The sequence below is a fragment of the Acidovorax sp. FW305-C-20-28 genome (genome assembly GCF_058783375.1).
Window position 1 is genome coordinate 174320 of sequence record NZ_JBYSYM010000001.1, and the last position, 22027, is coordinate 196346.

The following is a 22027-nucleotide window of genomic DNA, read 5'->3' on the forward strand; positions in this document are numbered from 1 at the left end:
AGAAAACCCCCGGCGACGCGCCCTGCCACGGAAATGCTGCGGCGGGCACCCGAAGAGGTGCCGCACGCGGCATGCCGCTGGCGAGGGAGGATGTCGACCGGACAAGGAAGGCTGTGCAGGCCCGAGCGCTCCCTCCTGGCGCTGGTCCTCGCTGCTGCTGCTGCAAGCCCCCTGTGGCTTTGAATTTCTAGGTTCTTGTGTGGTTGGTAGCCAGGGCGCAATGTAGCAAAAGGATGTATCTTTTCTGTAACCGCCAGGGGCCTGGAAAAACAGTTGTTGCGGTGCATTTCAGCCCCCCTTTTCCAGCAGCAGCGGCAGGCGGTAGAGCCACACCACGCGGCCGCCGGGCACGCGCAGCTGGGCGCTGGGCAGCAGGTCGGGCACGGCGAACTCCAGGCTCACCAGCCAGCTGCCAGCCGCCATCTCGGCCTGGGCCTTGGCCGCGGCGCGGGCCATGCTTTCGGGGCGCTGGAACAGGTAGACCATCTGGTAGCCGCTCCAGTCGGCAGCCCACATGTCACCGCGGCGCACCTGGGCCCAGGGGCAGCGCAGTGCGCAGGCCAGGCGCAGCGGCCAGCTCCACTCCAGCCCCTCCAGGCGGGCATGGGGGTAGGCATGGCGCAGGGCGATGAGCCCGTCGCCTACGCCGCAGCCGGCATCGAGCACGCGTGCCCCCTGCGCCAGCGGCGCCTGCACGGCGAGCGCCTGCAGCGCGTGGTGTGGGGTCGGGAACAGTGGTGCATCGCGCCAGGCATTGAGCGGGTACACCAGCAGCAGCAGCGCCAGCGGCACCAGCCAGGCCCAGGCCGGCAGGCTGGCCATGCCGGTGAGCGCCAGCGACAGCGGGAAGCCCAGCGCAATCAGCCCGCGCCGCCACCAGCTGGCCCCCAGGACACTGGCCGCCGTACCCAGCAGGCTGGCCGCGACCAGCGCCGCCACGGGTGGCACGGCACGCAGCAGGCTGAGGTACAGCAGCCAGGCACCCGCCCACGCGAGCAGCGCGGGAAGGGGCCAGGGCAGGAGGCGCAGTGGCATGGCAGCATCAACGGCCAAACAGGCCGCGCAAGAGGTTGACGGGATTGGCGGGGATCAGGCCCTCACTGGCCGACTGCGGCGGCGCAGCGGCTTCGCCGGCGGCCATGTCGGCGGCGGCGGCCGAGCCGCCCCGGCCACTGCGTGCCATGTCCTCGCCCAGCATGGCCATGGTGTGCGACTTGGCGCGCACGCGCACGGACCATTCGGGGTTCCAGGCGGCCTTGGGGTCGGCGGGGCGCGGCGGGTGCACGATGTGGCTCTCGCCACCATAGGCCATCATGCGCAGCATGGGGCTGGTCTCGCGCCCAGCGGCGGCAAAGATGCCCTGCGGAATGGCGCATTGCGTGGCGTCGGGCTGCAGCAGCACGCGCTCCTTGAGCCAGCGCTCCTGGGTGGCGGGGGGCAGGTAGTCGAACAGGCCCATGCCGGTGTCGGGCGCCTCGGCGCTGGACCACATCACCAGGTCGTCGCCGTCCTGTGCCATGGCGTGCAGGTAGTAGGCCTGGGCACCGCGCACCGGCTGCCAGCTGGCGAGCATGCTGTCCTGCGGCTTGCCGCTGGTGCGCAGGTCGATGGCGGGCATCAGGTCCTGGGCGGCACCGAGCGTGAATTTCATCGAGGCGGGAACGCCCTCGCCCGTCACGCGGTGCTCGCCCACAAGGGAGCTGTCACGCGACAGGGTGCGCTGGTTGCGCTCGTTCGGGAACAGCGCATGGGCCGGGCCCACGCGCGGCGCGCGGTCGGGCACGGCACGCCCGGCAAAGGCCTGGCCATAGTCCGCGGCCTTGGCACGTGCCAGGTCGATCACGCGGGGCTGGCCGGCACGCACCGTGGTGCCGCAGCCCCAGTAGACCAGGATGCGGCCCTTGGGCTGGTGCTGCTGGTATTCCTGCGGCACTTCGCCAGGCTCGCGCTGGGCGGGCTGCACGGCGGGTGGCAGCAGCGGCAGCGCATCGCCCATGCGCATGCCGGCCGGGATCGCCTGGCTGGCTTCGACGCCGGGGCGCAGGCTGTTGTGCAGTGCGATGTCGATCACACGCGGCGGCATGATGGACATGGCGCGCGCCTGGCCGTAGGCGGTGTTGCTGCCCATGCCCGGCGTGCGGTTGCCGCCCATCAGGCCCCCCAGGGGCATCGTGTCCATCTCCGGCATGCCGGCCATGGAGCCGGTGGAGACGTCGATCCACAGCTGGGTCTTGGCAGGCTTGGCCGCAGGCGTCTGTGCCGACGCGGCCATGCCCACCAGGCACAGCCCGGTGGCCAGGGCGATCGGATGCAGGGACAGACGGCGTGCGCGGGACATGGGGCTCTCCGGAAAACTCCCCCGGTGCGGGTGCCCCGGGATGGAATGGAGCGCAGTGTAGGTCTGCATGGCGCGCTGCAACACACGCGTGCCAGGCCCTGCAACCCAATTGTGTGCACTTTGTCACGTGGCTTCCAGCCCCGTGTGCACATCCCTGCAGGCACCGCTGCCATGGCGTCCCGCACAGGGCCGGCAGCGCCTGTTCTCAGCCGCGCAGGCGCTCGATCAGGCCGTTGAGTTCCTCGATGGAGCCGAACTGGATGGCCAGTTCGCCCATGTCTTCCACCTTGCCGCCCCGCTTGACGCGCTTTTTCACGCGCACCTCGACCTCGGCCATGAGCAGGTCGGACAGTTCTTCCTCGACGCGGCGCAGGTCGCGCGACTTTTCCTTCTTGGGCTTTTGCGGCACCAGGCTGAACTCGGCGCCGATCTTCTTGACCAGGGCCTCGGCCTCGCGCACCGACATCTTCTTGGCCGCGATCTGGTTGCCGGCCGTGATCTGCGCGGCCCGCTCCAGCGACAGCAGCGCGCGCGCGTGGCCCATGTCCAAATCGCCCGCCATGAGCATGGTCTGCACCGGCTCGGCCAGGTTCAACAGGCGCAGCAGGTTGCTCGCGGCGCTGCGCGAGCGGCCCACGGCCTGCGCCGCCAGCTCGTGCGTGAGCCCGAACTCGCGGATCAGGCGCTGCAGGCCATGCGCCTCTTCGAGCGGGTTCAGGTCCTCGCGCTGGATGTTCTCGATCAGCGCCATGGCGGCCGCGGCCTCGTTGGGCACATCGCGCACCAGCACCGGCACCTGGTCCAGGCCCGCCAGGCGCGCCGCACGGAAGCGCCGCTCGCCGGCAATGATTTCGTACTTGCCGGCGTTCTCGCCATCGGCCAGGCGGCGCACCAGGATGGGCTGCATGATGCCCTGGGCCTTGATGCTCTCGGCCAGCTCATAGAGCGCGCCCTCGTCCATGCGCGTGCGCGGCTGGTACATGCCGGGCACCATCTCGGTCAGCGGCAAGGTGCTGGGCAGACCCGCTTCGACAGCCTGGGCCTTCTCGGTGGCTTCGCTGACCTTGGGGCCGAGCAGGGCTTCGAGGCCGCGTCCGAGGCCCTTGGGTTTTTTGGTGACCATGGTGAATTGATTGCTTATTTTTTGAGAGATTCGAGAGGGGCCGCAGCACGCACGCGGCCAGGCAGTCTGCGCCGCCGGGCAAACCGCAGGCCTATGCCCAGTACCAGGGCCGCCAATACGGCTGCCAGGAACAGCTTGCCCAGCATCACGGCCAGGGGAACTCCGGCCAGGCTTGCCACACCGGCGAGCAGTTCCAGCATCCCGCCCAGCTCGTAGCCCAGCCGCTGTGTCCAGGACTGGCGGGGCGCTGAAGAGGCGTTGGAGAACCAGGACATCATCACTGGTCGATGATCACCAGCGTGCCATGGCTGCCCGGCGCCACCGCATGGGGCACGCCCGCAGGCACGATGAAGACTTCGCCGGCCTGCACCTCTGTGACCTGGCCCTGCAGATCCAGGCGCATGCAGCCCTCGACCACGATCAGGGCCTCGTCGAAGTCGTGCGACTCGTCGGGGTAGGCGCCGTCGTCCATGCGCAGCACCTTGACGTTGGCATTGGCGGCCCGGCCGACGACGCGGGACGACCAGGCTTTGGGAAACGTGCGCGCCGTCTCCAGGAGATTGGTTTTGGACATGGCAGCAGCCGGTCAGGAAAGGGAGGGAGTCGACGGTGCCGCGGGCGCACGCAGGCCGGCCAGCAGGGCCAGGCCTTCGGACCAGTCTGCCAGGCCGGACTCGGCATTGATGTGGCCGCGTGCGCCGTAGTCGATGAAGCGTGCCCCCCAGGCACCGGCCATGGCCTCGGCGCGCTCGAAGCTGCAGTAGGGGTCGTTGCGGCTGCCCACCAGCACGGCGGGGAACGGCAGCGCCTGGCGCGCAATGGGCGACCAGCCGGGCAGGTAGCCTGCAATGTCCTCGCGCTCCACGTCGCCGGGGGCCACGAGCAGCGCCCCCTTCACGCGGTGCGTGTTGGACGAATGCGCAGCCCACCAGGCGGTGAGGATGCAGCCCAGGCTGTGCGCCACCAGCACCACGGGGCCAGGGGCGTCGATGATGCTTTCCTCCAGCCGCGCGGTCCAGTCGCCGCGCAGCGGGCGCATCCAGTCGTGCTGCTCCACGCGGTGAAAGCCGTGCAGCGCCTCCCAGCGGCTCTGCCAGTGTTCGGGGCCGGAGCTCTGCCAGCCAGGCAGCACCAGCACGGTGTCGGGGGATGGACTCATACTATGAATTTGATAGCAATCGGTGCCCTGCCCGGTCAGACCACGGCGGGCTTGCGGCCCAGGGCCTTCATGGTCTGCACGCGCTCGACCATCTCCTGGGCGAACTCGATGAAGGCCTGGCTGCCCTTGGCCAGCGGGTCGAACACCACGCCGGGCAGGCCGTAGCTCGGCGCCTCGGCCAGGCGCACATTGCGCGGGATCACGGTGTTGAACACCTTGTCGCCGAAATGGTCCTTGAGCTGCTCGCTCACCTGCTGCTGCAGGGTGATGCGCGGATCGAACATCACGCGCAGCAGGCCGATGATCTGCAGGTCGGGGTTGAGGTTGGCATGCACCTGCTTGATGGTGTTGACCAGGTCGGTCAGCCCTTCGAGCGCGAAGTACTCGCACTGCATGGGCACGATCACGCCATGGGCCGAGCACAGGCCGTTGAGGGTGAGCATGGACAGCGAAGGCGGGCAGTCGATGAGCACGAAGTCGTAGTCCGCATCGGCCGCGGCGAGCGCGGCCTTGAGGCGCTTTTCGCGGTGTTCGAGCGTCACGAGCTCCACCTCGGCACCGGCCAGTTCGCGGTTGGCGCCCAGCACATGGTAGCCACAGTTCTCGCTCAGCACGGCCGCTTCGCGCACCGAGGCGGATTCGAGCAGCACGTCGTACACCGTGAGGTCGAGCTTGCGCTTGTCCAGGTTCGAGCCCATGGTGGCATTGCCCTGCGGGTCCAGGTCGACCATGAGCACGCGCTGGCCGATCTTGGCCAGGCCTGCGGCGAGGTTGACGGTGGTGGTGGTCTTGCCGACGCCGCCCTTCTGGTTGGCAATGCAAAAGATCTGGGCCATGGGGTTGGGTGCCTCGTTTACTTCGAAATGGCCAGCTTGATGCCGAAGCCGATCAGGAACACGCCAGCGACTTTTTCGAGCACGCGGCCGATGGTGGGGTTGGCGCGCATGCGCTCCGCCAGGTGGTGGGTGAGCAGCACGGCGATGAGGCCGTAGGCAAAGGTCAAGGCCGCCACCGTGGCCGCCATGACGCCGAAGGTCAGCAGGCCCTGATGGCGCGCCGGATCGACGAACAGCGGAAAGAAGGCCATGTAGAACACGATGGCCTTGGGGTTGAGCAGCGTGATCAGGCCGGCCTGCTTGAAGTAGTGGCGCGGCTGGATGTTCAGGATGGGCTGGGCACCGGGCTTGGCCGTGAGCATCTTGAAGCCCAGCCAGGCCAGGTAGGCGGCACCGAGCCACTGCACGGCGTGGAAAGCCGCCGGGTAGGTGGACAGCAAGGCGGCCACGCCGGCCACCGCCGCCCACATCAGCACCTGGTCGCCAGCGATCACGCCCAGGGTGGCGGCCAGTCCGCCGCGGATGCCGCCCTTGCTGGTGGAGGTGATGAGCGCCAGATTGCCCGGACCGGGAATCGCCAGGAACAACACGATGGCGGCCACAAAGGCGCCGTAATCTGCAATGCCAAACATGAGAATCCCCTGGGAAGAGCCTGCCGCGAATCCAGCCGGTGAGCGGGGAAGTTTACGCGACCCACGCAGGAGGCATGGGCTTTTTTGCCGAATGCCCGGTCAGGCCGGGCGCATCCAGACGATGCAACGCTCCGCATCCAGCCCCGGCACCGCCAATGGTTCCACGTGGAACACCTGCACGCTGGTCGGCAAGGCCGCAATTTCCTCGGCCGGGTGCTTGCCCTTCATGGCCAGCCACACGCTCTGCGGACCCAGGGCCTGGTGCGACCAGGTGGTGAAATCCACCAGCGAGGCAAAGGCCCGGCTGGTCACCACGTCGAAGGGGCCTTCCAGGTTTTCGACCCGGGCGTGCACGCCGCGCAGCTTGGGCAGCTTGAGCGACACCGCCACCTGCTGGATGAAAGCCGCCTTCTTGGCCACGGTGTCCACGCAGCTCACATCGACTTCAGGACAGCAGATGGCGATCACCACACCGGGGAGACCGGCCCCGGCCCCCACATCCAGCAGGCGAGCACCCTGCCCTGCCGGCAGGTCCAGTTGGGCAAGCGCGCGGCGCAGCGGGGGAATTGCCGCCAGGCTGTCGAGCAGGTGGTGGGTCAGCATCTCCTTGGGATCGCGCACGGCCGTGAGGTTGTAGACCTTGGTCCATTTCTGGATCAGGTCCAGGTAGCACAGCAGGGCATCGGCCTGGGCATCGGTGAGCGCCACGCCCAATTGCTCCGCAGCAGAGAGCAGCGTGGGGCGGAACGCCTGCGTGGTGGCGGAGGGGGTGTTCATGGGTATCGCATTTCCATTGTTCGGTGGGCAGGGCCATGGTTTCACGTGGAACCATGGCGCGGGCGGCCTCAGGAGCCGCTGCTGTTCCAGCAGTTGGCGGGCTGCTCCCTGGTCTGTACCCAGTAACGGGTGCCCTGGCCCAGGGTGGTGTTGGTGGTGCGCAGGCCAGTGATGCTGCCGCTGTCCAGGCCATCCTTCACGTCGGCCATGCGCCAGCCGCTGCCCAGTTCCTTCTCGCAGCGGGCCGATGCCTGCGCGGCAGAGGTCAGGATGGCGCCCATCACGGGTTGGGTGGGCGCGAGTTGCCCACCCGTCCAGCCGGCGTAGCTGCCGTCGGTGCCACCCACGGGTTTGGCCGCCGAGCCCGGCTGGATGCACAGCACCGGCAGGACCACGCGGCACGAGGTATCACCCTGCTGGTGGTTGCAGGGGTGGTCGTCTTTGAGCGGCCGGTCCGTTGCGCGGGGTTCGCCCGCGCAACCCAGGCGCGCCACCTCGGCGGGCAGCTTGGCATCGTCTGCCAGCAGTGCGAAGGTCAGTCCATGGCCCATGCCGCCTGTCACTGCCGGTGCGCTGGCCTGTGCCGCTGCGGGCGCCGCCGCCTTGGCAGCCGGAGGCTTGGCCGCCGGTGCCGGGCTTTCCTTGCGTGCCTGGCCTTCGGTGCGCTTGTCCCGCTCGTGCTTCATCCACAGGGGAATGCCGAGCAACAGCAGCAGCACGGCCACCACCGCCACGGTGCGCACCATCAACAACTCGCCGCGCTGGCGATCCCTGCGGGCCGCCCGGCCCCGCCGGCCTGAGGCCGCTTCAGTGCGCGGGCGCTTCGGCATGGGCGCGGGCACCGGGGATGGAACGGAAGGCGCCCTTCTTGAGGTGCACCATGAGCAGGGAGATGGTCGCGGGCGTGATGCCCGAAATGCGCGATGCCAGGCCCAGGGTCTCGGGCCGGTGGCGGCTCAGGATCTGGCGTGCCTCGATGGACAGCGCGGCCACCTGCATGTAGTCCAGGTCCTCGGGCAGCTTGAGGTTTTCGTAGTGGGCGGCGCGCTCCACTTCGTCCTTCTGGCGATCGATGTAGCCCGAATACTTGGCCGCGATCTCCAGCTGCTCGACCACGGATTCGGCCAGATCGCCCAGGGTTTCACGTGAAACCTCGGCCGAGGCGTACTTGCCGCCATCCATGCCGACCAGGGATGCATAGGCCACGTCAGGCCGACGCAGCAGCTCGAACAGGTTGTATTCGTGCTCGATGCTCTTGCCCAGCACGCGCTCGGATTCACTCGCAGGCAGGTTGCGCGGGTTCACCCAGGTGGCCTTGAGGCGTTCTGTTTCACGTGAAACCGCATCGCGTTTGCGGCTGAAGGCATCCCAACGCGCATCGTCCACCAGGCCCATCTGGCGACCCATTTCGGTCAGGCGCAGGTCGGCGTTGTCTTCGCGCAACTGCAGGCGGAACTCGGCCCGGCTGGTGAACATGCGGTAGGGCTCGTTCACGCCCTTGGTGATCAAGTCATCCACCAGCACGCCCAGGTAGGCTTCGCCGCGCGCGGGCAGCCAGGGCGCATCGCCCCGGCACTGCAGCGCGGCATTGATGCCGGCGAACAGGCCCTGGGCCGCGGCCTCCTCGTAACCCGTCGTGCCGTTGATCTGGCCCGCGAAGAACAGGCCCTCGATCTGGCGCGTCTCGAAGCTGCTCTTGAGCGAGCGCGGGTCGAAATAGTCGTACTCGATCGCATAGCCCGGGCGCAGGATGTGCGCGTTCTCCAGCCCCGGCATGCTGCGCACCAGCTCGTACTGGATGTCGAAGGGCAGGCTGGTGCTGATGCCATTGGGGTAGAACTCGTGCGTGGTCAGCCCTTCGGGTTCCAGGAAGATCTGGTGGCTGTCCTTGTCGGCAAAGCGGTTGATCTTGTCTTCCACGCTCGGGCAGTAGCGCGGGCCCACGCCCTCGATCTTGCCCGTAAACATGGGGCTGCGGTCGAAGCCGCTGCGGATGATGTCGTGCGTGCGCTCGTTGGTGTGCGTGACCCAGCAAGGCATCTGCTGCGGGTGCATGGCCGCATTGCCCATGAAGCTGAACACCGGCACCGCCCCTTCGTTCACGCCACCGGGCATGCCATCGCCGGGCTGCTCTGTGCACTTGGAGAAGTCAATGCTGCGCCCGTCCAGGCGCGGCGGCGTGCCGGTCTTCAGGCGGCCCTGGGGCAGCTTGAGTTCCTTGAGGCGTGCCGACAGCGACACGGCCGGCGGGTCCCCTGCCCGGCCGGCGGAGTAGTTGTTCAGGCCCACGTGGATCTTGCCGTCCAGGAAGGTGCCCGCCGTCAGCACCACGGTACGCGAACGGAAGCGGATACCGACCTGGGTGACGGCACCCACCACGCGGTCGCCCTCCACCATCAGGTCGTCCACCGCCTGCTGGAACAGCCACAGGTTGGGTTGGTTCTCCAGCATGCGGCGGATGGCGGCCTTGTACAGAATGCGGTCGGCCTGGGCCCGCGTGGCGCGCACGGCCGGCCCCTTGGAGCTGTTGAGGATGCGGAACTGGATGCCGCCCTCGTCCGTGGCCAGGGCCATGGCCCCACCCAGCGCATCGACCTCCTTGACCAAGTGGCCCTTGCCGATGCCGCCGATGCTGGGGTTGCAGCTCATCTGCCCCAGCGTCTCGATGTTGTGCGTGAGCAGCAGCGTCTTGCTGCCCATGCGGGCAGCGGCCAGCGCGGCCTCGGTGCCGGCATGGCCTCCGCCGACGACGATCACATCAAATTCCTGGGGGTACAACATGGGAGCGCTCCGGGGCCTGTCGGGCCCGATAATCAAAAGTCCCGGTACGACGCCTTGGCGGCAGCCCCTGCCTGGGTGCGCCATGCATACCGGCCCCGCCCGGGCGCATGGGCGCAACCCTGCACCCTGCCCCGGCGGGCAACCCGGGATTTTCCCACTTTGCGCCCACCGTGTCTGCCCACAGCCCTCTGACCCACTTCCTTACCCGACTGGTGGGCGATCCGCCCTTACCGGTGGCGTCGTGGTGGGCCAGCGCCAGGTCGGTCCATTTGGTCAAAGGCCAACCCCTGCTGCGTGCCGGGGAAACCTGGCACCACCTGTGGTGGGTGGAGCATGGCGCCCTGCGCCTGTACCTGGTGGATCGCGAGGGGGCCGAGGCCAACAAGAACTTCTTTCTCGACGGTGCCCTGTGCTGGCCCATCACCCCCAGCCTGCGGCAGCAGCCCGCGATGTTCCACGTGGAACCATTGGAAGACAGCCGGCTATGGGCCCTGCCCTTGCCCGCCTGGGGCGCATCAGCGCCCACCGACGGCTGGGCGCCCTGGGCCGCACTCGAACACCGGGTGCTGTGCGCCCTGCTCGACGGCAAGATGCAGCGCGAGCAGGAGTTCCTGCAGTTGAGCGCGCGCGAGCGCTACACCCGGTTGCTGGCCCAACACCCCGACTGGCCGGATCGCATTGCGCTGCGGCACCTGGCGTCCTACCTCGGCATCACCGATGTCACGCTCTCCCGCCTGCGCAGCGAGATGGGACTTATCAAAGGTTAAGGCGCCAATCCGCCGCCGCAGGCACAGTGGGCGCATGCCTGCTCTCGCCATCGCACCCCATTTCCTCGCCGTCGTCTGGCTCGGTCTCATGGCCGGCTTCTTCGGCACCTACAGCGGCAATGTGAACCTGGCCATGCTGCAGATGGACGGCGCGACCTATACCACCGTGCAGTCCGCCCTCAACCGCAATGTGCGCCATGCCCTGTTCTTCGCACTGTTCTTCGGCCCGCCCTTGTGGTGCGCGCTGGCCTTGGGAATGGACTGGACCCGGCGCCGCGAGGGTTGGTGGCTGACCCTGGCCACGGTGATGCTGGCCTACGCACTGGGCATCATCGTCTTCACCCAGCAGGTCAACCTGCCGCTCAATGCCACCACCGAGGCCTGGGATCCGAGGGCGGTGCCACAGGACTGGGCGCAAGTGCGGGCGCAGTGGAATGCTGCCAACCTGTGGCGCGCCCTGCTCAGCCTCGCGGCCTTTGTGCTGGCCCTGGCCACCCTGGTGTGGCGGCTGGCGCCATCGCGCACGCCGAGATAACCCTCGCTTGCAGGAATCCTGCCCGGTGCCTGTGCTCCAATGCAGCACCATGCACAAGAACTCCCTCCTCGTCTTCGCCGGCAGCACGCGCCAGCAGTCCTTCAACCGCCGCCTGGCCCAGGCGACCGCCGCCATCGCACGCGATGCGGGGGCCGATGTCACGCTGCTGGAGCTGTCGGACTACGACATCCCCATGTACAACGCCGACCTCGAAGCCCGGGGCACGCCGGCCGACGTGGTGCGCCTCAAGCAGGTGCTGTGGGAGCACCCGGCCTGGATCATCTGCTCGCCCGAGTACAACGGCAGCTACACCGCCCTGCTCAAGAACACCATCGACTGGGCCTCGAGCCCTGTCGCCGGCAGCGCCGAATGGCAGGACGGCACCAAGCCCTTCCGCGGCAAGGTGGTCGGCATGCTCAGCGCCTCCAACGGCGGCCTGGGCGGCCTGCGCTCGCAAAGCCACCTGGCCCCGCTGCTGGTCAACCTCGAATGCTGGCTGGCTCCCAAGGCCTTTGCCCTGGGCCAGGCCAGCACGGCCTTCAACGAAACGGGCGCGCTGGTACAACCGGTGCACAACGAGCGTGTGCGCGCCGTGGTCGACCAGGTGCTCTGGGCCTCCGCCAGGTTGAATGCCTGATTTCAGCTATTGAATAGATAGCAAACCATGCAGTGCAGATCGGGCTGCGGTGCCTGCTGCACCGCCCCCTCCATCAGTTCGCCCATCCCTGGCATGCCCCAAGGCAAGCCGGCGGGCGTGCGCTGCATCCAGCTCGCAGACGATGCACGCTGCCTTATTTTTGGGCACCCCGAGCGCCCCGCTGTCTGCAGCGGCCTGCAGCCCTCGGCCGAGATGTGCGCGGGCAGCACGCACGAGGCCATGGCCTTCCTGACCCGGCTGGAAGACCTCACCCGGCCTGCGGCCTGATCAGTCCTCGTCGTCATCCTTGTCGGCTTCGGGCGGCACATCCAGCGCCACGCGCGTCTCGAACTTGGAGCAGTTCATCGCGAAGGTGCTCTTGAAGTTGCGCACGTTGTTGTTCGACGAGAACACCTCGCGCGTGAACGCGTGGTAGCGCTCCATCGATGCCGAGTTGATGATCAGCAGAAAGTCGAACTCGCCCGATACCTCGTAGCAGGCCATCACATCGTCCTGCGCCGCCATCTTGGCCTCGAAGTTGCGCAGCAGCGCATCGTTCTGCTTGTCCAGCTCCACCGACACGAAGACCGTGAGCGGCCGCCCCACCCGCTGCCGGTTCACCACCCCGACCTGCTTGAGCAGGATGCCCGCCGCGCGCAGGATGGCGATGCGCCGCTGGCAGGTTGCGGGTGAGCTGTTGACCTTGCGGGCCAGCACCCGCAGGGGCTGGGACGCATCGTCCTGCAGCAGGTTGAGGATCTGGATGTCCAGGCGGTCGAGGTTCATGGCAGGCTTCAAGGTACCAAACAATCGCGGGACAAATGCATCACATTGCTCCCGATTTTGAGACATGGCACTCATTGAACGCCGGATTGCGGTGAATTCAACCGTAAAGGCGCCGCAACAATGTGCAGGAAACCTCCTACACCCAGGAACCCCTCCGCCATGACCACCACCCCACCCGACTTCGACCAGCAGCTCGTGCGCTGGCGCCACCACCTGCACCGCCACCCCGAGACCGGCTTCAACGAGGTGGACACCGCCGACTACGTGGCCCGGCACCTGGCGGCCCTGGGCCTCGATGTGCACCGCGGCATCGGCGGCACGGGCGTGGTGGCCAGCCTCACGGTGGGCAACAGCGCGCGCAGCATCGGCCTGCGTGCCGACATGGACGCGCTGGCCATGGGCGAATCGGCCCCGGGCCGCGGACATGCCTCGCAGAACGCGGGCTGCATGCACGCCTGCGGGCACGATGGCCACATGGCCATCGTGCTGGGCGCGGCGCAATTGCTGGCCGAGCGGCGCGACTTCGACGGCACGGTGCGCTTCATCTTCCAGCCCGCCGAGGAACACGGCAAGGGGGCGGCAGCGATGATGGCCGACGGCCTGTTCCAGCGCTTCCCGGTCGACGAGATCTACGGCGCACACAACATCCCGGGCATGCCGGCCGGCCACATGGCCATCCGCAGCGGCGGCATCATGGCCAGCGAGGACAACTTCGTGATCGAGATCACCGGCCGCGGCGGCCACGCGGCGCGCCCGCACATGGCCATCGATCCGCTGGTCATCGGTGCCGAGATCGTGCTCGCGCTGCAGACCGTGGTGGCCCGCTCGGTCGACCCGAGCCAGCCCGCCGTGGTCTCCTGCACCGAATTCACCACCGACGGCATCCGCAATGCCCTGCCCACCCATGTCACGATCAAGGGCGATACGCGCAGCTACTCGCCCGACGTCCAGGCCCTGCTCGCAAAGCGCATGCGCGAGCTCTGCGAAGGCATCTGCGCCGCCCATGGCGCCAGCTGCCGCTTTACCTACACCCACGAGTTCGCCCCCACCGTGAACTGGCCGGCCTGCGTGGAGGTGGCGGTGACCGCGGCACAGGCCGTGATCGGCGCCGAGCGGCTGGACACGAACGTCACGCCCATGATGATCTCCGAGGACTTCGGCGCCTTCCTGCAGGTGGTCCCTGGCGCCTTCATGTTCATCGGCAACGGCGAGGCAGGCACGCCCGGCGGCGTGCCGCTGCACAACGCCGCCTACGACTTCAACGACGCTGTGCTGCCCGTGGGCGCGCGCTACTTCGCCGAGCTCGCGCGCCTGCGCCTGCCTGTCAACAACGCCTGAGCCCGGAAAACCACCCATGCTGTTCACCAACCCTGCGGCCACACGCCGCCCCTACGATCCCGCCCTGCAGCAGGTGATGAACCTCGCCACCGCCCGCGAAAGCCGCCAGTGGCTGGCCGGCTGGAACCAGCTGCGCCGCGGCAGCACACCGCTGCACGCCCTGCCCCACCTGGCACGCCAGCTCGGCCTGGGCGGGCTGTACCTCAAGGACGAGTCCACGCGCTCGCCCCTGGCCAGCTTCAAGGTGCTGGGCGCGCCCGTGGCCCTGCTGCGCCTGGTGCTGCGCCAATGGCCCGAGGCAGGATGGGCCCCGGCCGACCTGCTCGCGGGCCGGCATGCCGATGCACTGGCCGGCTTCACCGCCATCAGCGCCACCGATGGCAACCACGGCCGCGCACTGGCCGCCGCCGCGCAGAGCATGGGCTGCCGCTGCGTCATCGTGCTGCATGCCCATGTCAGCGCCGAGCGCGAGCAGCCCATCCGCGACCTGGGCGCCGAGGTCGTGCGCATCACCGGCACCTACGACGACTCCGTGCAGGAGGCCGAGCGCCTGGCCCGCGCCCATGGCTGGTGGGTGGTCTCCGACACCTCGTACGAGGGCTACGAGGACATTCCGCGCGACGTCATGCAGGGCTACGGCATCCTGGTCGACGAACTGCTGGAACAGATGCCCGGCAATCCCTGCCCCTTCACCCACGTCATGCTCCAGGGCGGTGTGGGCGGCCTGGCTGCCGGTGTCGTGGCGCCCCTGTGGGAGCGCTACGGCGCGCAGCGCCCCACCTTCATCGCAGTGGAACCCGAGCAGGCCGACTGCCTGCTGCAAAGCGCCATCGCCGGCCGCGCGAGCCGCGCCACGGGCAGTGTGGATTCGGTGATGGCAGGCCTGGCCTGCGGCGAGACCTCGCCCCTGGCCTGGCGATTCCTGCAGCCTGCCGTGGACCATTTCATGACCGTGGGCGACGCCCAGGCCGAAGCGGCCATGCGCACCCTGGCCGGCGGTGCGGCGGGCGATGTGCCCGTGCTCAGCGGCGAATCGGGCGCCGCGGGCCTGGCCGGGCTGGCCGCCCTCATGGCCGACCCGGTGCAGGCCGCCCAGGCCGGCCTGGGTGCAGACTCGCGTGTGCTGCTCATCAGCACCGAAGGCGCCACCGCCCCGGGCGTCTACGAAGCCATCACCGGCCGCAGCCCGGCCAGCGTGCTGCAGGCCCAGGCTGAATGGATGGCACGCCCATTGCACACGTGACAATCCACCCGTGACCCCAGGAACCCCGATGAACGACACCGCCCCTCTCGACTTCGATTCGCCCTCCGTGCGCCAGTTGCGCGAAGACCTTGCCCTGGCCCTGCGCGCCGCCGCCCACCATGGCCTGTCCGAAGGCGTGTGCAACCATTTCAGCGTGGAGCTGCCCGACCGCTCCGGCCGCTTCCTGCTCAACCCCCGCGGCCTGATGTGGAGCGAGGTGCAGGCCGAGGACATCGTGCTCATCGACGAACAGGGCCAGCGCCTGGCCGGCCGCCACGCGGTGGAACCCACGGCCATGTTCATCCATGCCGCCATCCACCGCCTGTGCCAGAAGGCCTGCGTGCTGCACACCCACATGCCCTACGCCACGGCGCTCACGCTGACCACCGACCGCGCGCTCGACACCACGCTCTCGCAGAATGCCATGCGCTTCCATGGCCGCACGGCCGTGGACCCGAACTACAACGGCTTCGCGCTCGACGTGCGCGAGGGCGAGCGCATCGCGGGCGTGCTGCGCACGGCGGACATCGGCTTCCTGGGCAACCACGGCGTGGTCGTCTGCGGCGACCGCATCGACTACGCCTACGACGACCTCTACTACCTGGAGCGCGCCTGCATGGCCCAGGTGCTCGCCCAGTCCACCGGCCGCCCCTTGGCGCCGGCCAGTGCCGCGCTCGCCCAGCACGTGAGCGAGCAGTCCATGGGTGAGCGCCTGCAATCCGAGTTGTTCTTCGAAGCACTGCGCCGCACGCTCTGATTTTTTTGCGGCCAGCCTGTCACACGGCGGACCCCTGGCGCGTCTGGTAGGTACCAGACTATGCTTGGAGCCCTGCAATGACCACCCTCCCGCCCACCACTTCGGTCGACGACACCTTTGCCGCCCTGCGCCCGCGCCTGTTCGGCATCGCCTACCGCATGCTGGGTGTGCGCGCCGACGCCGAGGACGTGGTGCAGGACGCCTGGCTGCGCTGGAGCGGCACGGACACGGCGGCCCTGCAATCGGCCGAGGCCTGGCTGGTCACGGTGACCACGCGCCTGGCCATCGACCGGCTGCGCGCCGCCAAGGCCGAGCGCGAGGCCTATGTCGGCTGGTGGCTGCCCGAGCCGCTGGTGGAGCCGCTTGACGAACGCACGCCCGAAGCCGCCGCCGAACTGGCCGGCGAGCTCTCGGTCGCCTTCCTCTACGTGCTCGAACGCCTGGGCCCCGAGGAACGCGCCGCCTTCCTGCTGCGCCAGGTCTTCGACTACGACTACCCCGAGATCGCCGCCCAGCTGGGCAAGAGCGAGGCCAGCTGCCGCCAGATGGTGCACCGCGCCAGCGAGCGCGTGCAGCAGGCGCGCACCCGCTTCGAGGTGCCGCGCAAGGTGCACCACCAGCTGCTCGAACGCTTCATCGCGGCCGCCCACAGCGGCCAGCGCAATGCCATCGAATCCCTGCTGTCCGAAGACGCCCTGCTGATCGGTGACGGGGGCGGCAAGGTGCAGTCCTTCCCGCACCCGCTGGTGGGCGCCTTCCGCATCGCCAACCTGTTCTGGGCGCAGTGGCGGCGCATGGCCGAGCAGGTGGTCTACCGCACCGTGCTCATCAATGGCGAGCCGGGCCTGCTGCGCTACATCAACGGCCGGCTCGAATCGGCCCAGGCCATCGTCACCGATGGCGAGCGCATCGTCGCCATCTATGCGATCCGCAACCCGGACAAGCTGCAGGGCATCCCGCTCACGCTGGATTGAAGAATTTTTGGGCGCGGCTGTCACAACGGCACAGGCCCGCGCGTCTTGAAGGGTATGGAAGGCAACGAAAGGCTCGGCGCCTTCCAGGTTTCAACCCTTCATCACCACCCAACGGAGTTTTCACCATGTCCCAGCACACCGCCCGCCTGCCCTACCACCAGCTCGCCAACAAGGCCTTCATGGGCCTCGTCAACCTGTCCGAAACCATCAAGAAGGGCAGCATCGGCGCCCGCCTGGCCGAACTCGTGTTCCTGCGCGTCTCGCAGATCAACGGCTGCGCCTACTGCATGGACATGCACTGGACCTACCTCGTCAAGGACGGCATGGAGCCGCGCCACCTCAACGCCGTGGCCGGCTGGCGCGAAGCCCCCTTCTTCAGCGAACGCGAGCGTGCCGCCTTCCGCTGGGCCGAGATCATCACCGCCACGCCGCACAGCGACGCCAGCGACGAGGAATTCGCCCTGCTCAAGGCCCAGTTCAACGACACCGAGATCGCCGAACTCGGCTTTGCCATCGGCGTCATCAACGCCTGGAACCTGATCAACGCCGGCATGCGCAGCCCCATCCCGCAGGGGACCTGAGCCGGCCATCTGGGCCATTTACTGCGCTACGCAACGCATGCAACTGGCGCGGCCAATGCCAGTGCTCCCGCGCAAGGGCCGCCCCGCCGCGCTGGGAGCGTCCCCCTCCCGACCCGCGCAGCGGGTCGAGAGAGGGGTGAAGGCGCGAAGCGACTCAGGGGGTGCTTCACTACGGAATACCGTATTTGTTGGGGTAGCGGATGTTCTCGCGCATGTGCGCACTCATCGGGATGCGCAGCGTGGCCGTGTCGAACCACTGGCGGTACAGCGCCGCCAGCTCGCCTGAATGCATCAGCCCCAGCACCGTGCGGTCCACCACCTCGCGCAACGGCACGTCGTCCTTGGGCAGCATGAAGGCATAGGGCTCCACCGTGAGGTGGCGGCCCGTCACATGCAGCTCCCCGCGCAGCGGCGAGGATGCGATGAGGCCGTAGAGCAGCACATCGTCCTGCGCGAATGCATCGACCTCGCCCTGCTCCACCAGGCGCACGCCCTCAGCGTCGGTGGCCACCACGGTCACGGCGATCTCCTGCTCGCGTTCAACGCGCTGCAGCGTCTCCTGCGCCGTCGTGCCCTTGCTCACCGCAATGCGCCGGCGCCACAGGCTGGGTACGCCGTCGAGCTGCACCGACTGGCGCGCGAGAAAGCGCACGCCGGTGGTGAACAGCGTGTGCGAGAAATCCACCGCCTTCTGCCGGCCCACCGTGTTGGTGTTGCCCCCGCACTCGATATCGATGCTGCCGGCCTGCAGCAGCGGGATGCGCTGCGCCGCCTCCAGCGGGCGGAACGCCACGCGCAGGTCCGGCCGGCCCAGCTGATTGCGCAGGGCCTCCACCACCTTCATGCACACCGCGATCGAATAGCCCACGGTGTTGCCCGCCGCATCGCGGAAGGCAAAGGTGCCCGGCGTGGGGATGTAGCCCACCTGCACCGTGCCGCTGCGCGCGATGCGGGCCAGCGCGCCGCCCGTCGTGCCCTGCGCCTGGCACAACGGCCCCAACAAGGCCAGCGCGACCAGGAGCGGCAGGGACTTTGCGAGAACGCGTGCATGCATGGTGGGCTCCTCGTGCGGCCTAGCCCAGGCCCGGCGGCACGGCCAGGTACCAGCGCGTCGCGCGCTCGAAGGCCTGGCCCACACGCAGGGCCGTGGTCTCGTCGAACGGCCGCGCAATGAACTGCAGCGACACCGGCATGCCGGCCCGCGTGAAGCCCGCCGGCACCGCTACCGAGCACAGGTCCAGCAGGTTCACGAAGCGGCCCAGGCGCGACAGCGGCGTGGCCAGCTCGTCCACCTCGGTGAGCGGGATCGCGGCGATGGCATTGGTCGGAAAGGCGCACACGTCCACCCCGTCCATGGCGGCCAGCATCTCGGCCTTGGCCTGCTCGCGCAGCCTGAGCAGCTGCAGGTACTGCGCCGCCCCGATGTCGCGCCCCAGCAGGATGCGCCGGCGCACATGCGGGTCGAACTCCAGCCCCTCCTGCTCGAACAGGGCACCCAGGTTCGCATAGCCCTCGGCGCTCATCAGGCTGCCGGCCACGCGCATGGATTCGGCCAGGCTCTGCGGCAGCGCGCGCTCCACGCGCTGCAGGCCCAGGCCTTCGAGCACGCGCACGGCCTCGTCGCAGGCGGCCAGCACCTCGGGGGCCACGTCCGCGCGCTCGGCCTCGGGCAGCACCCACATGCGCATGCCGGCCACGCCGCGCGCCGCATCGAGCTGCGGCAGTACCGCGCGTGCGGGCACCGGCAGCGAGACGGCATCGCGCGGGTCGGGGCCCGAGAGCACGTCGAGCAAAATGGCGCTGTCGCGCACCGTGCGCGTGAGCGGGCCCACCGTGTCGTGCGTGGGGCACAGCTCGATGAGCCCGTGGCGGCTGACCAGCCCGCGCGTGGTCTTGAGGCCCACCACCCCGCACAGACCCGCCGGGATGCGCACCGAGCCCCCCGTGTCCGTGCCGATGCTGGCCGTGCACAGGCCGGCCGCCAGCGCCACAGCCGAACCGCTGCTGCTGCCCCCCGGCGTGCGGTGGGTGCGCAGGTCCCAGGGGTTCCAGGGCGTGCCCATCACGGCATTCGTGCCCCAGCCGCCAAAGGCGAACTCCACCGTGTGCGTCTTGCCGATCACCACGGCGCCGGCTGCACGCAGCCGCTCCACCACGGTCGCGCTGACCACCGAGGTGCGCGGCGGCCGCGCCTTCGATCCCGCCGCGATGGGCTTGCCCGCCACCTCGAACAAGTCCTTCACCGCCACCGTCACGCCGTGCAGCGGCCCCAGGCGGATGCCGGCGCGTGCCATCTGGTCCAGGCCACGCGCCGCGGCGCGGGCCTCGTCGGCATAGACCTCGGTGAAGGCATGCAGCTGCTTGCCGTGGCGCGCGATGCGCGCGAGCTGCGCCTCCAGCAGCGCCTCGCTCGTCAGCTCTCCGTGCTGGATGGCCTGGGCCAGCTGCTCCAGCGGTGCATAGGTCAGGGAGGTCATGGAATCCTTGGTCGTCGTGGTCATGCCGCACCCACCGTGCGGCGTCCCTGGGCCAGGCGGCGTTCCAGCAGCCGCGAGCACATCGACAGGGGAAAGGCGATGGCGAAGTACAGCAAGCCCACCAGCAGGAAGATGTGCAGCGGCAGGAAGTACTCGCTGGACATGGCGCGCGCTGCCAGCATCAACTCGTTGGTGGCGATCAGCGCGCACAGCGAGCTGTCCTTGAGCAGCGCCACATAGCTCGACAGCAGCGGCGGCAGCATCACGCGCAGGGCCTGCGGCAGCGTCACGCAGAGGAACACCTGGCGCGGCGTAAGGCCCGCGGCCAGCCCCGCCTCGCGCTGCCCGCCATGCACCGACTGCAGCCCGCCGCGCAGGATCTCGGCCACATAGGCCGCACCGTGCACCCCCAGGCCGATGGCCCCGGCCCAGTAGCCCGACAGCGTGATGCCCACCGAAGGCAGCGCGAAGTAGACCGCCAGCAGCAGGGCCAGCAGCGGCACCGCGCGCAGCAGCTGGATGAAGCCGTTGGCGGCATGGCGCAGCACACCCACGCCGCTGCGCAGCATCCACACCAGCACGGCGCCCAGCACCAGCGCGATGGCAAAGCCGATGGCCGAGAGCTCGGCCGTCACCCGGGCCGCCTGCAGCAGGCGCGGTCCCCACTCGCCCAGGTACTCGGCATAGATCGCGAAAAAGGCATTCATCGCACACCCCCTGCGGTGCGGCGTTCCAGCCGCGCAAAGGCCCAGCTGATGGGCAGCACCATGGCCGCGTAGAGCAGCATGGCCGTCAGGTAGATCAGCGGCGTCTCGAAGGTCGAGGTGACCAGGTTGCGCGCGTAGAACATCACCTCCGGTGCCGCGATGGCCGAGGCGATGGACGTGTCCTTGACGAGCTGGCTCGCATAGTTGCCCAGCGAGGGCAAGGTCACGCGCAGCATTTGCGGCAGCAGCACCGAACGCAGTGCCTGCGCGGGCGTCAGGCCCACGGCCAGGGCCGCCTCGCGCTGGCCCGCATGCAGGCAGCGCAGGCCGGCCGCGAACACATCGCAGAGCACGGCCGCGCCCACCAGGCCCAGGCCCAGCACGGCGGCCGTGAGCGGCGACAGCCGCACGCCCACCGAGGCCAGGCCGAAGTACAGCACGAACAGGTGCGCCAGCGCCGGCACGTTGCGCATCCATTCCACATAGGCCGCGATGGCGGCGCGCGGCAACGGATTGCGCACGAAGACCACCACCAGCGCCAGCAACAGGCCCAGGCCGGCCGCAAGCAGGCCCGCGCCCAGGGCCACCTGCGCGGCCGTGAGCGCGCCGCGCGCCAGCGTGGCCACGATCAGGGTCAGGGTGTCGATGCCCGGCATGCTCATGCCCCCACCTGGCCGAGGAAGCTGCGCGTGCGCTCCATGCGGGGCTGGTTGATCACCTGCGCGGCGGGGCCCTCTTCCACGATGTGGCCGCCATCCATGAAGATCACGCGGTCCGCCACATCGCGCGCAAAGCGGATCTCGTGCGTCACCAGGATCATCGAGCGCCCCTCCTCGGCCAGCTCGCGGATCACACCCAGCACCTCGCCCACCAGCTCGGGGTCGAGCGCCGAGGTGGGCTCGTCGAACAGGATGAGCTGGGGCTTCTGTGCCAGCGTGCGCGCAATCGCCACGCGCTGCTGCTGCCCGCCCGAGAGCTGCTCGGGGTAGGCATCGGCCTTGTGGCGCAGGTGCACCTTCTCCAGCATCTCCTCGGCCAGCGCATGGGCCTCGTCGCGCCGCATGCCTGCCGCCTTGATGGAGGCCAGCGCCACGTTCTCGCTCACCGTGAGGTGCGGCCACAGGTAGAACAGCTGGAACACCATGCCGATCTCGCGGCGCTGCGGCGCCATCTCGGTGTCGCTCATCAGGCGCCAGCCGCCCTTGCGATCGGGCCGCTGGCCGATGCGCTCGGTGCCGAGCAGCACCTCGCCGGCCTGGGGCTTTTCCAGGAAGTTCAGGCAGCGCAGGCAGGTGGACTTGCCCGAGCCGCTGGGCCCGATCAGCGACAGCGTCTCGCCTTTCTTCAGGTCGAAGGAAATGCCCTTGAGCACCTCGGCCGGGCCGTAGCTTTTCTTGAGGCCGCTCACGCGCAGCAGGGGGGGTTGGTCGTCGTTCACAGCATGGTTCTCCAGACAAGACAACGGGTGCCGCGGCACGGTCCTTGCAGCCGTTCGCCCTCGTTACCCAGTGCCTCCATGCTAGGAAGGGTGCCCCTCTGTTCATTGCAGGCGGTCGCCGCTATATTGAACGTATGCGAC

General features: G+C 68.9%; 26 protein-coding genes. 9 read left to right on the forward strand and 17 right to left on the reverse strand.

The window, feature by feature from the left end:
• Positions 1-288 precede the first annotated feature (288 nt).
• The 11 genes from AC3WOH_RS00835 to mnmG form a co-directional block, all read right to left on the reverse strand.
• Complete coding sequence (locus tag AC3WOH_RS00835) at positions 289-1035, reverse strand: class I SAM-dependent methyltransferase (RefSeq protein ID WP_492227520.1); 747 nt, start codon at positions 1033-1035, stop codon at positions 289-291.
• A 7-nt stretch (positions 1036-1042) separates the two neighbouring features.
• Complete coding sequence (locus AC3WOH_RS00840; protein ID WP_492227521.1) at positions 1043-2338, reverse strand: hypothetical protein; 1296 nt, start codon at positions 2336-2338, stop codon at positions 1043-1045.
• A gap of 205 nt (positions 2339-2543) precedes the next feature.
• Positions 2544-3461: a ParB/RepB/Spo0J family partition protein gene (locus AC3WOH_RS00845; protein ID WP_492227522.1), complete on the reverse strand. Its 918-nt coding sequence runs from the start codon at positions 3459-3461 to the stop codon at positions 2544-2546.
• 14 nt (positions 3462-3475) lie between these two features.
• Positions 3476-3736 (reverse strand): hypothetical protein, encoded by a 261-nt coding sequence (locus AC3WOH_RS00850; RefSeq protein ID WP_492227523.1) that lies wholly within the window; start codon positions 3734-3736, stop codon positions 3476-3478.
• Between the two features lie 2 nt (positions 3737-3738).
• Positions 3739-4035, reverse strand: coding sequence for a cupin domain-containing protein (locus tag AC3WOH_RS00855; protein WP_492227524.1), 297 nt, complete (start codon positions 4033-4035; stop codon positions 3739-3741).
• A gap of 12 nt (positions 4036-4047) precedes the next feature.
• Positions 4048-4620, reverse strand: a complete 573-nt coding sequence (locus AC3WOH_RS00860; RefSeq protein ID WP_492227525.1) for an RBBP9/YdeN family alpha/beta hydrolase — start codon at positions 4618-4620, stop codon at positions 4048-4050.
• Between the two features lie 35 nt (positions 4621-4655).
• On the reverse strand, positions 4656-5456 hold the full coding sequence (locus AC3WOH_RS00865) for a ParA family protein (protein WP_492227526.1): 801 nt from the start codon (positions 5454-5456) through the stop codon (positions 4656-4658).
• Positions 5457-5473: 17 nt separating this feature from the next.
• Positions 5474-6088 carry a LysE family transporter gene (locus AC3WOH_RS00870; RefSeq protein WP_492227527.1) on the reverse strand — a complete coding sequence of 205 codons (615 nt, stop codon included), beginning with the start codon at positions 6086-6088 and terminating at the stop codon, positions 5474-5476.
• Between the two features lie 99 nt (positions 6089-6187).
• Positions 6188-6865, reverse strand: coding sequence for a 16S rRNA (guanine(527)-N(7))-methyltransferase RsmG (rsmG, locus tag AC3WOH_RS00875; RefSeq protein WP_492227528.1), 678 nt, complete (start codon positions 6863-6865; stop codon positions 6188-6190).
• A 68-nt stretch (positions 6866-6933) separates the two neighbouring features.
• Entirely contained in the window at positions 6934-7695 is a 762-nt protein-coding gene (locus AC3WOH_RS00880; protein ID WP_492227529.1) for a hypothetical protein, read from the reverse strand.
• On the reverse strand, positions 7673-9646 hold the full coding sequence (gene mnmG, locus AC3WOH_RS00885) for a tRNA uridine-5-carboxymethylaminomethyl(34) synthesis enzyme MnmG (protein WP_492227530.1): 1974 nt from the start codon (positions 9644-9646) through the stop codon (positions 7673-7675). The genes AC3WOH_RS00880 and mnmG overlap by 23 nt, the downstream gene beginning before the upstream one ends.
• 269 nt (positions 9647-9915) lie before the next feature.
• Between mnmG and AC3WOH_RS00890 the strand changes: the two genes are divergently transcribed.
• From AC3WOH_RS00890 to AC3WOH_RS00905, 4 genes are read left to right on the forward strand one after another with little or no spacing between them, the layout of a single operon-like run.
• Positions 9916-10413: a Crp/Fnr family transcriptional regulator gene (locus AC3WOH_RS00890; protein ID WP_492227531.1), complete on the forward strand. Its 498-nt coding sequence runs from the start codon at positions 9916-9918 to the stop codon at positions 10411-10413.
• A gap of 34 nt (positions 10414-10447) precedes the next feature.
• Positions 10448-10948, forward strand: a complete 501-nt coding sequence (locus tag AC3WOH_RS00895; protein WP_492227532.1) for an anthrone oxygenase family protein — start codon at positions 10448-10450, stop codon at positions 10946-10948.
• A gap of 49 nt (positions 10949-10997) precedes the next feature.
• Complete coding sequence (locus tag AC3WOH_RS00900; RefSeq protein ID WP_492227533.1) at positions 10998-11585, forward strand: NADPH-dependent FMN reductase; 588 nt, start codon at positions 10998-11000, stop codon at positions 11583-11585.
• A 27-nt stretch (positions 11586-11612) separates the two neighbouring features.
• A complete protein-coding gene (locus tag AC3WOH_RS00905) occupies positions 11613-11873 on the forward strand; it encodes a YkgJ family cysteine cluster protein (protein WP_492227534.1) in 261 nt (86 codons plus the stop codon).
• Here the strand turns inward: AC3WOH_RS00905 and AC3WOH_RS00910 are convergent, their stop codons facing one another.
• On the reverse strand, positions 11874-12371 hold the full coding sequence (locus AC3WOH_RS00910; RefSeq protein WP_492227535.1) for an Lrp/AsnC family transcriptional regulator: 498 nt from the start codon (positions 12369-12371) through the stop codon (positions 11874-11876).
• Between the two features lie 159 nt (positions 12372-12530).
• Between AC3WOH_RS00910 and AC3WOH_RS00915 the strand changes: the two genes are divergently transcribed.
• From AC3WOH_RS00915 to AC3WOH_RS00935, 5 genes are all read left to right on the forward strand, one after another.
• Entirely contained in the window at positions 12531-13709 is a 1179-nt protein-coding gene (locus AC3WOH_RS00915) for a M20 aminoacylase family protein (RefSeq protein ID WP_492227536.1), read from the forward strand.
• Positions 13710-13725: 16 nt separating this feature from the next.
• A complete protein-coding gene (locus tag AC3WOH_RS00920; RefSeq protein ID WP_492227537.1) occupies positions 13726-14952 on the forward strand; it encodes a diaminopropionate ammonia-lyase in 1227 nt (408 codons plus the stop codon).
• A 28-nt stretch (positions 14953-14980) separates the two neighbouring features.
• Positions 14981-15709 (forward strand): aldolase, encoded by a 729-nt coding sequence (locus tag AC3WOH_RS00925; protein ID WP_492227538.1) that lies wholly within the window; start codon positions 14981-14983, stop codon positions 15707-15709.
• Between the two features lie 77 nt (positions 15710-15786).
• Positions 15787-16683 (forward strand): RNA polymerase sigma-70 factor, encoded by an 897-nt coding sequence (locus AC3WOH_RS00930; RefSeq protein WP_492227539.1) that lies wholly within the window; start codon positions 15787-15789, stop codon positions 16681-16683.
• Between the two features lie 125 nt (positions 16684-16808).
• Positions 16809-17264: a carboxymuconolactone decarboxylase family protein gene (locus AC3WOH_RS00935; protein ID WP_492227540.1), complete on the forward strand. Its 456-nt coding sequence runs from the start codon at positions 16809-16811 to the stop codon at positions 17262-17264.
• 169 nt (positions 17265-17433) lie between these two features.
• Here AC3WOH_RS00935 and AC3WOH_RS00940 read toward each other — a convergent pair whose 3' ends face one another.
• Genes AC3WOH_RS00940 through AC3WOH_RS00960 form a run of 5 tightly spaced genes read right to left on the reverse strand, consistent with a single transcriptional unit; the run spans position 17434 to position 21886 of the window.
• The gene (locus AC3WOH_RS00940; RefSeq protein WP_492227541.1) at positions 17434-18318 is read right to left on the reverse strand and encodes an amino acid ABC transporter substrate-binding protein; all 885 of its coding nucleotides are present in this window, start codon (positions 18316-18318) and stop codon (positions 17434-17436) included.
• Positions 18319-18337: 19 nt separating this feature from the next.
• Entirely contained in the window at positions 18338-19765 is a 1428-nt protein-coding gene (locus tag AC3WOH_RS00945) for an amidase (RefSeq protein WP_492227542.1), read from the reverse strand.
• On the reverse strand, positions 19762-20448 hold the full coding sequence (locus AC3WOH_RS00950; protein WP_492227543.1) for an amino acid ABC transporter permease: 687 nt from the start codon (positions 20446-20448) through the stop codon (positions 19762-19764). Before AC3WOH_RS00950 ends, AC3WOH_RS00945 begins: the two co-directional genes overlap by 4 nt.
• Positions 20445-21110 carry an amino acid ABC transporter permease gene (locus AC3WOH_RS00955; RefSeq protein ID WP_492227544.1) on the reverse strand — a complete coding sequence of 222 codons (666 nt, stop codon included), beginning with the start codon at positions 21108-21110 and terminating at the stop codon, positions 20445-20447. The genes AC3WOH_RS00950 and AC3WOH_RS00955 overlap by 4 nt, the downstream gene beginning before the upstream one ends.
• The gene (locus AC3WOH_RS00960) at positions 21107-21886 is read right to left on the reverse strand and encodes an amino acid ABC transporter ATP-binding protein (protein ID WP_492227545.1); all 780 of its coding nucleotides are present in this window, start codon (positions 21884-21886) and stop codon (positions 21107-21109) included. The genes AC3WOH_RS00955 and AC3WOH_RS00960 overlap by 4 nt, the downstream gene beginning before the upstream one ends.
• Positions 21887-22027 lie beyond the last annotated feature (141 nt).